We start from the raw sequence: 12,656 nt of genomic DNA, 5'->3' as shown, positions 1-12,656 counted from the left end.
CTGTCCTTTCCAGTTGGTGAAGTCCGCCAAGTTTCAGAAGTGCCATTCCAGCCCGAACGAAGCCTGATCGAAGTCGCGGGCATTGAAGAGCGCGTCGTCGGGATCGGACGCGTCAGCGTAGATGTATTCAGCCGAAGCGCGCAGATTGCGGGTCAGCCGCGAGCTGAGACTGACCGATCCGATCACGCCATCATGCTCAAGATCGAAGATTGCGCCGATCTCGAACTCGGTATCGCGCGTTCCCGGCAGCCGGATCTGGGTGCCGAGGAACAGATCGTTCTGGAACAGGACCGATGAATCGTCCCGCCGCGAATCGTGGTAGTATTCGGCGAAAAGCGACGTGTCCCAAGGCTGGCCGAAGGTTTCGCCCAGCAGGTATTCTACGCCGAAGATGGTGGACCAATAGCTGTCATCGCTGTCGGGCCAGACCCGCACGCCCTCGAATTTATAGAGCGCGGGGCCAGCGGTGTATTGCGCTTCCGCGCCGATCTGCCGGCCCAGCCGGTAATGCGGGACCAGCGTTTGGCCCTGCGGGCCGAGCCGGTATTGCGGCTCGCGCAGGGTGCCGTCGAAGGCAAAAACGCCATATTCCAGATCACCCGCGACCCCCGACAGCCGCAATGCGTAATCGATGTGATCGGCCCCCTTGGCGGACTCAAAGGTGGCGGCATCGCCGTCCACCGGCAGGCCAAGCCCCCACGGCCGCCCCTCCGCCCCGAAATCGAGCTCTTCGAAGCGGGGCAGAACAAAGGCTTCGATGGTGACGGAGGACCCGAACCAGCGCGCGGCAATCATGCTTTGTCCGAGACCTCGATCAAAGAACAGATCGCGGATCTGGTCGCGCTGGTTGAGCACATTGACCACGTTGCGCCCTTCGGCGACGCCCCAGAATACAAGATCGTATCCGACATCGAGTTGCCAGGGGCCGCGGCGCCAGGTGAGCTTGGCGACCGTCGGATCGACATAGCTGCCCTCCGGCTCGCCTGGTGTCGCGCGCCCGTAGAGGCGCAGATCGAAGGACAGGCTCTCGCTCAGATCGCCGCGCGCGCGTAACTCCGCGGTCAGACTGTCGATGCTGTCCGGCTCCAGATCGCTATCGGCGAAACGCAGCGCCTCGATGCCGACGAAACCGCCGACATCGATGGATTGCGCCGCCGCCGGAAGCACCGCCGCGCCATGTAGCGCAAGCGCGCAGGTCAGCAGGCCCGCCCGTTGCATCAGCTCACCCGCTCGAAACGGTTGGCGCTGAAATTCGCCGCAGCCGTTCCGTTCGACCGGAAGGCTGAAAAGACGATTTCGGTCGTGCTGCCCTTGGCATGATCGGTCATCACAAGATGGTGCGGCCGCCAGATCGCCCCGCCGCCATAGGATTTGTATCCGCCCAGATGCAGCGTCTTCATATGTTCGCCGCGCCGGTTGAAATAGTGGTTCTGGATCGGCTGGTAATGCGACGGATCGAGATAGGAGCGGATGGCCGAATAGCCGGTGCCGGAATAGCGCGGCGTATACGTCACCTCGATCGCGTTCACCCCACCGACAGCGGAGGTTCCGGCGGCGGTGAACTCGTATTTCTCCAGTTCCAGTGAGGACAGGTCCTCATAGGCGAAATCGCTCCCGACAAACGCGCCGCTGCGGTTGGACGAGGAAATGCGTTTGACCCGCCCGACAGACGGGAGGAACAGCCATTGCCGGTCATCTCCGTTCAGCGCCGAATGGGTGAGTATCGACACGCCTTGCACATCCGCCGGGCTGGAGAACACATTGATCGTCTGGTTGCCTGAATTGGGCGTTTCCAGCACGTATTGTCGCATCTTGCGCACGCTGGCGCGGCCCTGCGCGGTGATCGTCATGGTCACATCGGCCATCGAATTGGTCAGCCCGCGTCGCAGCTCGCGGCTCTTGTGCATCGCGTCCGCCGGTCCGGCGAGCGCAATGCGGGGCGCTACCAGCGCGGCAATGCCGGCGGCAAGGATGAAGCGGCGGGAAGGGGTATAGGTCATGATGATGTCCTTTTCGGTTGAGCAGAGGTTGGAAACGGTCAGTCGGTGGCCGGCGGAGGGGTGATCCACTCCTCCAGCCGCGCCCGCGGCGTTTGCAGCGCGTTTTCGGGTTTCGTCGGGTCGGCGTAGCCAAGCGCGATGCCGCAGACGAGGATCTCCTGATCGGGGATCCCGACAACGCTGCGCACCTGCGTGTGAAACGGTGCGAAGGCGGCAATCGGGCAGGATGCGATCCCGCGCGCTTGCGCCGCCAGCAGAACGTTCTGAATGAACATTCCCAGATCGAGCCGGGAGCCGACCGCAAGATCGCGATCGATGGTCACGAAGATCCCCACCGGCGCATCGAAGAACCTGTAGTTGCGCATGAACTGCGCCCGCATCGCCGGAATGTCGCGCTTGGAGATGCCCAGCAGGTTGTAGAGCGCCTTACCGAGCGCGCGGCGACGCGACAGGAAGGGATCGACGAAATTCTCCGGGTAATACTGGTATTCGGTCCATCGCGCGCGCTCGGGCTTGATGCCACTTTGCGCGATGGCGCCGTAAACCTTGTCCACCCCGGCCCGATCGACCCAATAGGCTTTCCACGGCTGGATATTCGTGCCCGACGGGGCGCGCGCGGCGATTTCGAGAATGTCGCGCACGGCGCCCGCACTGACCGGATGCGGCAGGAAAGCCCGGGTCGATTTACGGCTTCGCATCACGCCATCGACCACTTCGGGAATACAGGCCGGCATTTCCAGCGTCGAAGCGCAGTTGATCTGCACCGGGTCGGGTCTCGACAAGTCCTGGAGCATTTTCAGAGCCTCTTCTTGATTGGGAGTGGTTGCGCAAACGGGTTACCGGGCGCCCGGCGAACGAGCGAACAGGCGAAGCTTCGGCGCGCGACGCCCGCTCTCCCCGCGAAGCAGCAGCGCTGGCAGAAGCGCACAGTCGACGATCAGCGCCACCAGCAGCACCGCTGCGGCCAGCACACCGAACACCTGATAGGGCGCGAAGGACGCCAGGATCGACACGCCGAAGGCGGCCATCAGGACCAGCGTGGTCGAAGCCAGGGCAATCCCGGTTTCCGAGAACACGCCTTCGAAGGCTGCGGCCGCGCCTTGCCCGTTGCGGCGCAAGCGCCGGTATTCGGCAAGGATATGCACCGTGTCATCGACCGCGATGCCGAGCGTGATGCTGACAACGAGAACCGTGCCGACATTGAGATTGGCCCCGAGAGCCCACAGCCCAAGCCCGCCGACGAGCAGCGGTGTCAGGTTCGGAAGCAGAGCCAGCGCGCCAAGCCGCAGTGAGCCGAAAGCAAGCGCCAGAACCGCGCAGATCAGGAGCAGGGCCAGCCCGACCGACGACAGGAACGATGCCACGACATAGCTTTCCTGCCGCTGATAGAGCGCGTATTTGCCCGTCACCGTGGCATCGAGGCCAAGCACGGCGGCGCGTGTCTCTATCGCCGCGATTTCGGTCAGTGCGCGGGAGGAGCTGCTGACGCGCCACATGACGGTCAGCCGCACGGCGTCGTTTGCCGTGGCGATGCGGTTGTTCACCGAAAGCCCCTGCGGCAAACCCATCGTGTAGAACAGCAGTTCCTGCGCGATCTCGCTCTGGCTGTCGGCGAGACGGTATTCTTCCCGCGCCCCGCCTTGCAGCGCGCGGCGCGATGCCTTGAGCAGATCGACGATTGAGATGACCTGAACCACATCCTCGCGCCCTTCGATCCAGCGCTCGAACGTATCGACGCGGCGCAGAAAATCGGGCGCCTTGGCACAATCGGCGCAGCCGGCGTCGATCATGATCTCGATATTGCGGGCCGAACCGATACCGGCGTCGATGGCCTCCACCCCGTCGCGCAATTCGTGTCCTTGGGAAAAATAGGCGACCGGGTCGGCATCGACCTGAACCCGCGTCCCGGCATAGACACCAAGCAGCGCGAAGGCGGCGAACCCGGCCAGAACCGGCCTTCGATACCGTCCGAGGGCTGCGACCATCGCCCGCGCCGCGCCGGGAGCAAGGCGCATCGGCTCGCCGGCGCGCGGCCCGCCGAAGGGCAGCAGCAACAGCGCCGGACCAAGCAGCAGGTAGGACAGCGCCCAGGCCAGAATCACGCCGGCCGCGGCGGCAAGGCCCAGATCGGCAATCGTCTTGATATCGGACAGCGTGAAGCCCAGAAACCCGATGGCAGTCGTCAGCGTGGTCAGGAGCGTCGGCAAGGCGTTCTTCTTCAGCGCATAGAGCGCGGCCTCGCGCCGTTCGGGAATATCGCGCTGCACCAGCCGATAGGTGGACAGGATGTGCAGGCAATCGGCGACCGCGACACCGATCATGATTTGCGGCAATACCGTCGTGATCGAAGTCATCTGCACGCCCAGCCACCCGGCCAGCCCGAGCACCGACACCGCCGACAGCACCACGATTGCAACGCCGTATGCTACGCACCACACGCTGCGCAGCACGGCATACATCAACAAGGTGACGCAGAGCAGAAGCAGCGGAATGATCCTGGCGTTGTCCGCTGCCGCTATCTCGGCGAAGGAGGCGACGATCATCGGCGCGCCGACAAGGTGCAACTCGTGGCCTTTTGCATCGATGCTCGCAATGAGCGCTCGCGCGGCGTTCGCGACCTCGGCCGCATCGGGCGGCGCGTCACCGGCGGGCCGCAGCGTGCCGAACAGCATCGTCATCGTGCCGTCCGGGGAAACCAGATAGCCCGGCAGCGTCTCATGCGACAGGGCGACATCCTTGCGGTCCTGCAGATACTCCGCCGTCAGCGCCGCGTCGGGCGCGATCAGCGGCGCGACGATGATCTCGTCGCCTTCGGCAAAGACATGCTGGTAATTGGTCAGCGTATCGACGCGGATCACATCGGGCAGTTGCCACAGTCGCTCGGTCAGTTCATGCAGCAGTGCGATGGAGTCCGGGTTGAAAAGCCCGCCGGGTGTCTCGACCGCGACGATGATGGAATCGTCGTTGCCGAAGACCCGCTCGAATTCATCGAATTCCTGAAGCCAGGCATCGTCCTTGTGGAAATAGCCGGCATAGCTGAAATCGGCCTGAAGCCGCGCTAACCCGGTGAGTGCGGACATCGCCAGCAGCAGCCCGCACAGCAGCGCGGTTTTCGGGTATCGCGCCAATCTCTCTATCGCAGTTGCAGCGATGCCGGGGCCGATGTTTCGTTTCGGATCAAGCGGGGACGGGCGCATAGACGTCATCCTTTCTGGTGTCGGACGTGGCAAGCCATGTGTCGCGGAGGATCGGTTTGAGGATCTTGCCCGACGGGCCAAGCGGAAAACGGTCGATGAACCAGACCGCGGAGGGGTGTTTGTAGCGAGACAGCCGCGCCTTCACTGCGGCGTCGATCTGGCGGCGGGCGAGCGCCGGATCGGCCCCGTCCTTCAGGATCACGGCGGCCAGGATACGTTCCCCGCGCACCGGATCGGGCAGGCCGAGCACCGCCGCATCACGCACCAGCCCGGCGCACCGGATCGCTGTCTCGACTTCGGACGGAACGATATTGTAGCCGCTCTTGACGATCAGGTCCTTGAGCCGCCCGGCGATGAAGCAGAATCCATCGGCATCGACATGGCCCAGATCGCCGCTACGCAGCCAGCCATCCTCGAGCACCTGCGCCGTGTCATCGGGCCGGTTCAGATAACCGAGCATGACATTCGCGCCGCGAAAGACGAGCTCTCCGGTGGTGCCGGCCGGCAGGGTTCGGCCCGCCTTGTCGATGGCGCGCGCCTCGATCCCTGCATAGGGACGCCCGACCGAACCGGGCTTGCGCCCGTCGGGTGCGGCGGCATTGCTGGCAACGCTCACCGTCGTTTCGGTGAGCCCGTAGCCTTCGAGGATCGCAGGCCCGAAGCGCCGCTCGAACCCGCTCAGCACCGCAGAACTCATCGCCGCGCCGCCGGCAAGACAGATGTCGAGATCGGGAAAGCGCAGACCGGGGCGCCTGTCGCCCTCCTCGAGCAGCAGCGCATACATGGTCGGCACGCCGGCGAACCAGGTGATGCCGCCCTGCGCAAGACTGCGTGCACAGGCGGCGGCGTCGAAGCGAGGGTGCAGAACGATGGTTGCGCGGGTGCGAAAGGCTGTGCCGACAAGCGCATTGAGCGCGTAGGCGTGAAAGAGTGGCAACGCGCAAAGGATACGCGTATCCGGCCCCGGCTTGAAGGTGCCGAGAATCATATCGACCTGCGCGCGCAGACAGGCCGGTGACAGCATCACCCCCTTGGCCGGCCCGGTCGTTCCGGAGGTGTAGAGCGTCAGAAGATGATCGTCCGGCGCGATGGTCAGGGGCGTTGCGGTCGCGCAAGATGCCAGGAACGCGCCGAAATCCGTATGCGCCCCGGCATCGCCGCCGAGAACCACAAGGTCCGGTGTCCGGTCAAGATCGACCATCGCCGCCTCGATCACCGGCACCAGCACGGCATCGACGAACAGAACCTCCGGCGCGCTGTCGCGCAGGATGTGCCTGGCCTCGAACGGAGTCAGCAGGACGCTCAGCGGCGTGGCGACATGGCCGGCGGTAAACGCCCCGCAGGCAATGGCAATGAATTCGGGGCAATTCGGCAGCATGATCGCAATGGCGCAGCCCCGTCGATGCCCTCTGCCCTGCAACCCCGCCGCAACTGCCTGCGCTTGCGCGTGAAGCGCGCCGTAGGTGATTGTCGCGCCTTCGAACTCAAGCGCGGCTTGCTCCGGAAAATCGCGCGCGGCGCGGCGAAGATCGTCATGCAGCGCCATGTCAGACCACCGGTTCGGGTTCGGGCACAAGGCGAGTATTCGCCTTGGCGCGATGCTCAGCGGCGGCGCGCGGGATATAGTCGCGCAGCGGAAGGTTCGATGCATCGGCACCCGTGCTGCGCTCCATCAGGAACACCACGAGGTCGAAAAACGCGGCACCGAAATCCCGCGTGGCAGCGGGGGCCATCGAGGTGGCGCTATAGAATAGCCGCCCGTTCACCGACCGCAGCCAGAAGTAGAGCATCGAGCCGCCCTTTTGCGACGCGCTCATCCCGTGCACCGCGTTGATCCGCACTGCGCCGGTTTGCGGCGGGAAGGGAAACTTGCCCACATTGCTCATGGTCAGCGGCCCGCCCGCGCCCCCGCCGTCCTCTCGCCCGAGCCGGTATCTGGCGTAGGCCTTTTCGAGGTTGAAGAAGCGGTCGAACACCTGATGAAAGATCACCGGCGACTTGTGCTTGATCTCGCCCCGCGAGGTTTCGGTGAAGCTTGCCGCAAGCTCCCAGAAGCTGGCTGACGGATCACCGTCGAAGATCACCGGCGCAACGCCGGAAAAAAGCCCGACCGCCTCCTGCGCCGCATCCGCTCCGGCGATGAAACGACGCAGGCTGAAATCCATGGGGACGTAATATTTCTGTTTTCCCCCGAAGGATGCGCCGGAAATATGGAGCATCGCACATTGGATCGCTGCCGCATATGCACCGCCGACCGTGACGCCATGCGCATGGCAGGCGGCAGTGATCGCATCGAAGGACGCGCTATCGCCTTCGGCGAAATAGCACTCGGTCGCGGGGGTCTCGCCCTTTTCAAGCCGCCCGGCGATTGGAAGCGGAGACCATTCGGCAAAACGGCTGCGCGCCCGCAGGAAACTCTCGCGGTGCACCAAGCCGACCGCCTTTTCCAGCAACGACAGCTTCGGCGCGCTTCGCAGCGCGGGCGGCGTCGGCGGCAGGTTGGGGCCAAGCTCCTGACCGGCGCAGTGTCGTGCGAAATCGTGCAGCAGGCGCATCAGCGACACGCCGTCAATCACGGAATGCTGCGCGTTCAAAATGACATGCCCGCTTTCGGGCAGCCAGGTGACGCGAAACATGTAGCCATCCGACAGATCGAAGAGATGGTTGACCTCGCGCTCGGCCACTTCTTGCCAGAATGGCCGGTCAACGGGCCGCGCGCCCTTTGGCGGGCGGGCTTCTGTCACATGGAGCCGGGTCTGATCGGCTGGAAGGTATTCGAAGACCGACCGCGCATCGCGCCCTTCTGGCCACACGACACGGGCGCGCAATCCGGGGTGGCGCTGTTGCAGCGCGCTTGCCGCGTCGAAGACCTGCGCGAAATCAAGAACGCCCTCGATTTGCCCGACGATGATATCGGAGATGCGCGTTTGCGCCATGACCAGTTCGAAGCCGCGCAGCGGCCGGCTGGGCAGATCGGGTGTGCTCGGGTCGGATCGCTGCAATTTGCTCATCAGTGCCATTCCTCTTTCCCGCCGCCTTAAGGCGCGCGGGCCGTTGATTGTCTGGGGGCCGTCGAATGTGTCCTGCAAAAGCGCGATGGCGTGTTTGCGTGCACCCGTCCGGGCAAGGGCGGTGGCAAGCCCGTGCGCGAACCGCGCTTGCGGGTAGCCGTCTCGCGCGGCGGCATCATGCGCGGCCTTGAACCGGCGCAAAGCCTCTTGCGCATCGCCGCCGCCGAGCAGTCGGGGCAGCCTGAGTTGAAGCAATCCGGCGCAGTAGTTGAGATAAGAATGGTTTTCGCGCTGTCGCAGCAAGGCGGACAGGCGCGCGCGGTAGCGCGGCAGAGCGAAGACTGCGCGATACGGCGGCAGATCGGCAAGCTGGAACCCCTGCGCGCGCACATCCTGCAGATCGAGATCGAAGCTAAACTGGCCCAGAATGGCGCAAGCCGAGACGATCCGGCGCACGCGGGCGGCATCGCGGCGCGTGATGAGTTCGGCATTGCCGTCAAGCAGCGCTTCCAGAGCGACATCGGCGCGGCGCGCGAGGGCAGCGATCTCCCGCGTCTTCCGCTCTACCGCCGGGGGATCCAGCGCAGCCTCTTCCAGCCAGCCGCGCACATGCGCGCGCAGGTGGCGCGCCGTTTCCTGCGCATCGCGTCCGGCAAAACGCGAATCGGCAGGATCGACAGGCGGGCCGAAGACAAGGCCGCCCCTCGCTCCGCGACGAAAGCGCAGTTGGCCCTTGGGCAGTATCCCCGCAAACCCGCGCAGCGCGACCGGCAGGATGGGAACGCCATGCGCCACCGCGAGATTGAACGCACCGAGCTTGAACGGGTGCATTGCGGTTCCGTCTGATCGCGTGCCCTCAGGGAAAAGAACAACCGCTTCGCCCCGTTCCAGCAGCGCGGAAAGGCGGGCATAGGTCTGTTCCCGATCCGCAGGGTCGATCGGCACCGCGCCGCCGGCAGTCTGGCAGAACGCGACGAACGGATTTCCCAGCGCCTTTACGTTCGTGGGAATACGCACGTGGCGCCCCGCGATCTTCCACATAAGCGCGGTGATCGCGAACCCGTCGAAATAGCTTTCATGGTTGGGAACCAGGATCACCGGCCCACGCTCGGGCAGGTGCTCGGAGCCCTCGAAGTGATCGAGATGTGTGATCAGCTTGCCGTCGAGCCACGACAGGAACAAGCGGCGGAACACCGCTTGCGCCTGACGGGCGATGCGGCTGGCATCGCCGGTGGTGGGAGAGGTCATCGGCGATGTCATCCCGCTTACGCCGGCTCGAGTTCGAGTTGAGCGACGTATTTGCAGAGATCGTCGATGGTGACATAGGTAATACCGAATTTCTCGGCCATCGCCAAAAGCTCGGGCCGGCGGGCCATTTCCCCGTCCTGACGGATCACCTCGACGATGACGGCCGCATCGTGCTTCAGCCCCGCGAGACGGCACAGCTCCGCACCCGCTTCAGTATGGCCGCGCCGGGCCTTGAGATAACCCGCCTTGGCGACCAGCGGAAACATGTGGCCAGGCGCCTGAAGATCCTCGGGGCCATATTGGCTGTCGATGACGACCTCGATTGTCTTGGCGCGGTCATGCGCGGAAATCCCGGTGGTCACGCCTTGCGCTGGGGTCGCATCGACACTGGCGGTAAACGCAGTGCCGAGGTGATCGCCATTGCGCTCCACCATCGGGGCAAGCCCCTTCTGACGCGCGATCTCTTCGGAGACGGTCAGGCAGACGAGTCCCTTGCCTTCGGTGATCATGAAGTTGATTGCCTCAGGCGTCGCGTGTTCGGCGGCGATGACGAGATCGCCCTCGTTCTCGCGGTCCTCGTCATCGGACACGAGAAGGAACTTGCCCTTCCTGAAATCCTCGATGGCCTGTTCGATGAGCTTGGTTCGGTCTAGCGATAGAATATCGAGCACGGAGGTGATCCTTTCGGGAGTTATCGTGACTATCCGAAAAAAGCATGCCCCGAGCCCCACAGTCCCGGTATCCCCCCGTCGGTGGTGTCGAAATCGAGGTTCGCAATTGTGGGATTGACTTCGGCGGGATACTGCCGCCCGCTTTCTGAATTTCCCACTTTACCCTTGGTAAACCGGCGCGAGCTCAACCCTGATTTGCGGAAAGCCCATCATCATGTCTTTTGTCTTCGACAAGATCCTCGATGCGATCGTCGCGTCCAATTCCACGCGCGATGCGATTAGGATCGTCCAAGATGCCTATGACCACGACTTCACCACGTTTCACCTGCTGGTGAACCCCGCCGAAAAGCTCGACAATCCGTTCGTGCGGACGACCTACCCCGATGCCTGGGTCACGCATTACCTGCTCAACAACTACGCCGGAATCGACCCGATCCTGGAGCGCGCGCTGAGCGAAGGGGACTCCTTCGGCTGGCATGAGCTGGAGCCTTCGGCCAATACGCGGATGATGTTCAAGGCCGCCGCGCGGTTCGGGATCGGTGCGTCGGGCTACAGTTTCGTCTACGAGGACCGCCGGGGGCGGCGCGGGGTGTTCAGCCTCAACTCCGGAATGGAACAGGCGGCGTGGATACGCTACATCACGCCGCTGGTGGACCAGTTTGAAACCATGCTGCCGATCCTGCACTCCAAGGCGGTGTCCGAGGCGACGTCGGAAACCAGCGGCGCGCCGGTGTTAACGCGGCGGGAATACGAATGTCTGCGCTTATCCTCGGAGGGCAAATCCTATTCCGAAATCGCCATCATCCTGTCGCTGTCGGATCATACGGTGCGCAGCTATCTCAAACTTGCGCGGATCAAGCTGGATTGCGTTTCGCTGGCGCAAGCGGTCGCCAAGGCCGTTCGCCTGCGCATCATCTGACGCCTATGGTGCGTCCTGCCGGGCGACGCGCAACGCGGCATAGCGCAGGCGCGCCAATAGCCGGTCGATCCGCGAGGCCCGGCGGTAGCAACCCGCACTCTCCGGCCACCGGCCTTCTTCATGATAGAGCGCCGCGAGGGCGGCCAGCCCGTCAATCTCGATCAACTGAGGCAGGTCGCGCGGCGCATAGGGCCGCTCCAGCGCTTGCAGGAACCCAAGCGCAGTCTGCCTTTCGGCCCTGTGCGGGCCAAGCCGGGCCCAGGCCAGACCATTGATGACACGCACCCGTAGCGCCGTGGCCGGCCCGGCCTTTCGCAGCGCGGCCCGGGCCAGAGCCAGCGCATTGCGCCGGTAGACCGGATCGTTGCGAGGCAGGCCGCTATCGCCCTGCACGATGAGCATCAGCGCGGATTTGCTCCCCAAGAGCAGCGCGTCCGCCGGCGCGCGCAGAAGCAGCCGTTCGATCATCCCAAGGCATCTCTCGGCTTCGGCGGCGCCGTTGATATGGGCGTGCAGGAATAGCCCGAGCGGATAAGGATGGAGCACAGACATTGCGATCACTCGTTACCAACGCCCGTCAGGCGCGGGCGGCCAGGGCGGGCGGCGCCGAAGCGGTGGGTGTCGGCAGTCGGCAAAAGCCACGCGGCAGGGTCGCGATGGGCAGGTCTATGCCGATGGTCCGGCGCATTTGCGCAAGCACCGGCATGGACACTTCGAACGACGCGCAGCGCACGGGACGCTTGCCATATCCATCGGCTTCCCCGTGCAGCACGCAATCCAGCCCCGCGCGGCGGTAGAGGCGGCTCATCCCGGGTTCGAAATTCGACACCATGCGCGTTGCGCCGATGGCCAAACCGACCTCGCAAAGCGCCAGAAAGAGCTGGTTGAACCCGGCGCCCGCATCGAGCGTCGGAAAATCGCGGGCGATCGCAGCCTCGTCGATGCACATCCGCGTGCCTTCGAGGATCGTGTCGCCGCGCAGCGTCGGCGTATGACCATGTGTCGCGCCGAACACGTCATAGAGCAGCGTCGGCGCGCTGGTCGGGCGCAACCGGATTGTGCCGTATAGCTTGCGCCGGTCGGGGCTGCACCATATCAGGTATTGCGCAAGCTTGTCGTCATAGGCGTCGAACTCCATGTCCCCGGTGGCGCGCACATCCCAGCCGAGCCGGTCATGAAACACCCGCTTGCGAAGCCGGAACGCCGCTTCCAGCAGCGGCATGTCGCTTTGGTAGGTGCGGGATTGTACGAGTGTGAACATCGGCGGCATCCTTTTCGATGCTTCGGGTAAAGCACCCCTCGTCCACTTCGGTTATCCCCATATTGGGGCTACCGATTCCGCGTGCCACAATTGTGGGTATCGGTTCCGGTGACAAAGCCCCCAACAATAAGCGCTGCCGCGAACGCGCTGTACCGGGCAGGCCGAGCATGGCATCGTCTCGCCGGCTCAATCGGGACGGCAAGACAGCACTATGGTGCTTCAGCGAGTGATGGGTTTCAAATTCTTCGATCCGGCGCAGCCTTGAACGACCGCTTCGCTCATCTGCGCAGCGGTCGAACCCCGGTTGCTGCGGCTGCCAGCGCGCTCCCGCTTGCAAATTGTAAATGTA

General features: G+C 64.1%; 10 protein-coding genes. 1 reads left to right on the top strand and 9 read right to left on the bottom strand.

The features are described from left to right. Positions 1 to 33: 33 nt before the first annotated feature. Genes M3465_RS12115 through ribB form a run of 7 tightly spaced genes read right to left on the bottom strand, consistent with a single transcriptional unit; the run spans position 34 to position 10,127 of the window. Complete coding sequence (locus M3465_RS12115; RefSeq protein WP_249502024.1) at positions 34 to 1,218, bottom strand: hypothetical protein; 1,185 nt, start codon at positions 1,216 to 1,218, stop codon at positions 34 to 36. Next, positions 1,218 to 2,000, bottom strand: coding sequence for an outer membrane lipoprotein-sorting protein (locus M3465_RS12110; RefSeq protein WP_249502023.1), 783 nt, complete (start codon positions 1,998 to 2,000; stop codon positions 1,218 to 1,220). Before M3465_RS12110 ends, M3465_RS12115 begins: the two co-directional genes overlap by 1 nt. A gap of 38 nt (positions 2,001 to 2,038) precedes the next feature. After that, positions 2,039 to 2,794, bottom strand: coding sequence for a nitroreductase (locus M3465_RS12105; RefSeq protein WP_249502022.1), 756 nt, complete (start codon positions 2,792 to 2,794; stop codon positions 2,039 to 2,041). A 42-nt stretch (positions 2,795 to 2,836) separates the two neighbouring features. Next, positions 2,837 to 5,197: an efflux RND transporter permease subunit gene (locus M3465_RS12100; RefSeq protein WP_249502021.1), complete on the bottom strand. Its 2,361-nt coding sequence runs from the start codon at positions 5,195 to 5,197 to the stop codon at positions 2,837 to 2,839. Continuing rightward, positions 5,178 to 6,743 carry a class I adenylate-forming enzyme family protein gene (locus M3465_RS12095; RefSeq protein WP_249502020.1) on the bottom strand — a complete coding sequence of 522 codons (1,566 nt, stop codon included), beginning with the start codon at positions 6,741 to 6,743 and terminating at the stop codon, positions 5,178 to 5,180. The genes M3465_RS12100 and M3465_RS12095 overlap by 20 nt, the downstream gene beginning before the upstream one ends. Position 6,744: 1 nt before the next feature. Next, positions 6,745 to 9,456, bottom strand: coding sequence for a 1-acyl-sn-glycerol-3-phosphate acyltransferase (locus tag M3465_RS12090; protein WP_249502019.1), 2,712 nt, complete (start codon positions 9,454 to 9,456; stop codon positions 6,745 to 6,747). Between the two features lie 17 nt (positions 9,457 to 9,473). Beyond that, positions 9,474 to 10,127 (bottom strand): 3,4-dihydroxy-2-butanone-4-phosphate synthase, encoded by a 654-nt coding sequence (ribB, locus tag M3465_RS12085; protein ID WP_249502018.1) that lies wholly within the window; start codon positions 10,125 to 10,127, stop codon positions 9,474 to 9,476. A gap of 214 nt (positions 10,128 to 10,341) precedes the next feature. On the opposite strand from ribB, the gene M3465_RS12080 reads away from it, so the two are divergent. After that, positions 10,342 to 11,046: a helix-turn-helix transcriptional regulator gene (locus M3465_RS12080; protein ID WP_249502017.1), complete on the top strand. Its 705-nt coding sequence runs from the start codon at positions 10,342 to 10,344 to the stop codon at positions 11,044 to 11,046. A 3-nt stretch (positions 11,047 to 11,049) separates the two neighbouring features. Here the strand turns inward: M3465_RS12080 and M3465_RS12075 are convergent, their stop codons facing one another. Continuing rightward, on the bottom strand, positions 11,050 to 11,598 hold the full coding sequence (locus M3465_RS12075) for a hypothetical protein (protein WP_249502016.1): 549 nt from the start codon (positions 11,596 to 11,598) through the stop codon (positions 11,050 to 11,052). A 25-nt stretch (positions 11,599 to 11,623) separates the two neighbouring features. Further along, the gene (locus M3465_RS12070) at positions 11,624 to 12,307 is read right to left on the bottom strand and encodes an acyl-homoserine-lactone synthase (RefSeq protein ID WP_249502015.1); all 684 of its coding nucleotides are present in this window, start codon (positions 12,305 to 12,307) and stop codon (positions 11,624 to 11,626) included. Between the last annotated feature and the right edge of the window lie 349 nt (positions 12,308 to 12,656).

Origin of the sequence: Marivita sp. GX14005 (assembly GCF_023370775.1) — a bacterium.
Classification (GTDB): domain Bacteria; phylum Pseudomonadota; class Alphaproteobacteria; order Rhodobacterales; family Rhodobacteraceae; genus Marivita.
This window is presented reverse-complemented; position numbering and strand designations above follow the sequence as displayed.

Excerpts from the sequence above, each read along its gene's own strand:
- M3465_RS12115 (WP_249502024.1), bottom strand. The coding sequence starts at position 1,218 with ATGCAACGGGCGGGCCTGCTGACCTGCGCGCTTGCGCTACATGGCGCG.
- M3465_RS12110 (WP_249502023.1), bottom strand. The coding sequence starts at position 2,000 with ATGACCTATACCCCTTCCCGCCGCTTCATCCTTGCCGCCGGCATTGCC.
- M3465_RS12105 (WP_249502022.1), bottom strand. The coding sequence starts at position 2,794 with ATGCTCCAGGACTTGTCGAGACCCGACCCGGTGCAGATCAACTGCGCT.
- M3465_RS12100 (WP_249502021.1), bottom strand. The coding sequence starts at position 5,197 with ATGCGCCCGTCCCCGCTTGATCCGAAACGAAACATCGGCCCCGGCATC.
- M3465_RS12095 (WP_249502020.1), bottom strand. The coding sequence starts at position 6,743 with ATGGCGCTGCATGACGATCTTCGCCGCGCCGCGCGCGATTTTCCGGAG.
- M3465_RS12090 (WP_249502019.1), bottom strand. The coding sequence starts at position 9,456 with ATGACCTCTCCCACCACCGGCGATGCCAGCCGCATCGCCCGTCAGGCG.
- M3465_RS12080 (WP_249502017.1), top strand. The coding sequence starts at position 10,342 with ATGTCTTTTGTCTTCGACAAGATCCTCGATGCGATCGTCGCGTCCAAT.
- M3465_RS12075 (WP_249502016.1), bottom strand. The coding sequence starts at position 11,598 with ATGTCTGTGCTCCATCCTTATCCGCTCGGGCTATTCCTGCACGCCCAT.
- M3465_RS12070 (WP_249502015.1), bottom strand. The coding sequence starts at position 12,307 with ATGTTCACACTCGTACAATCCCGCACCTACCAAAGCGACATGCCGCTG.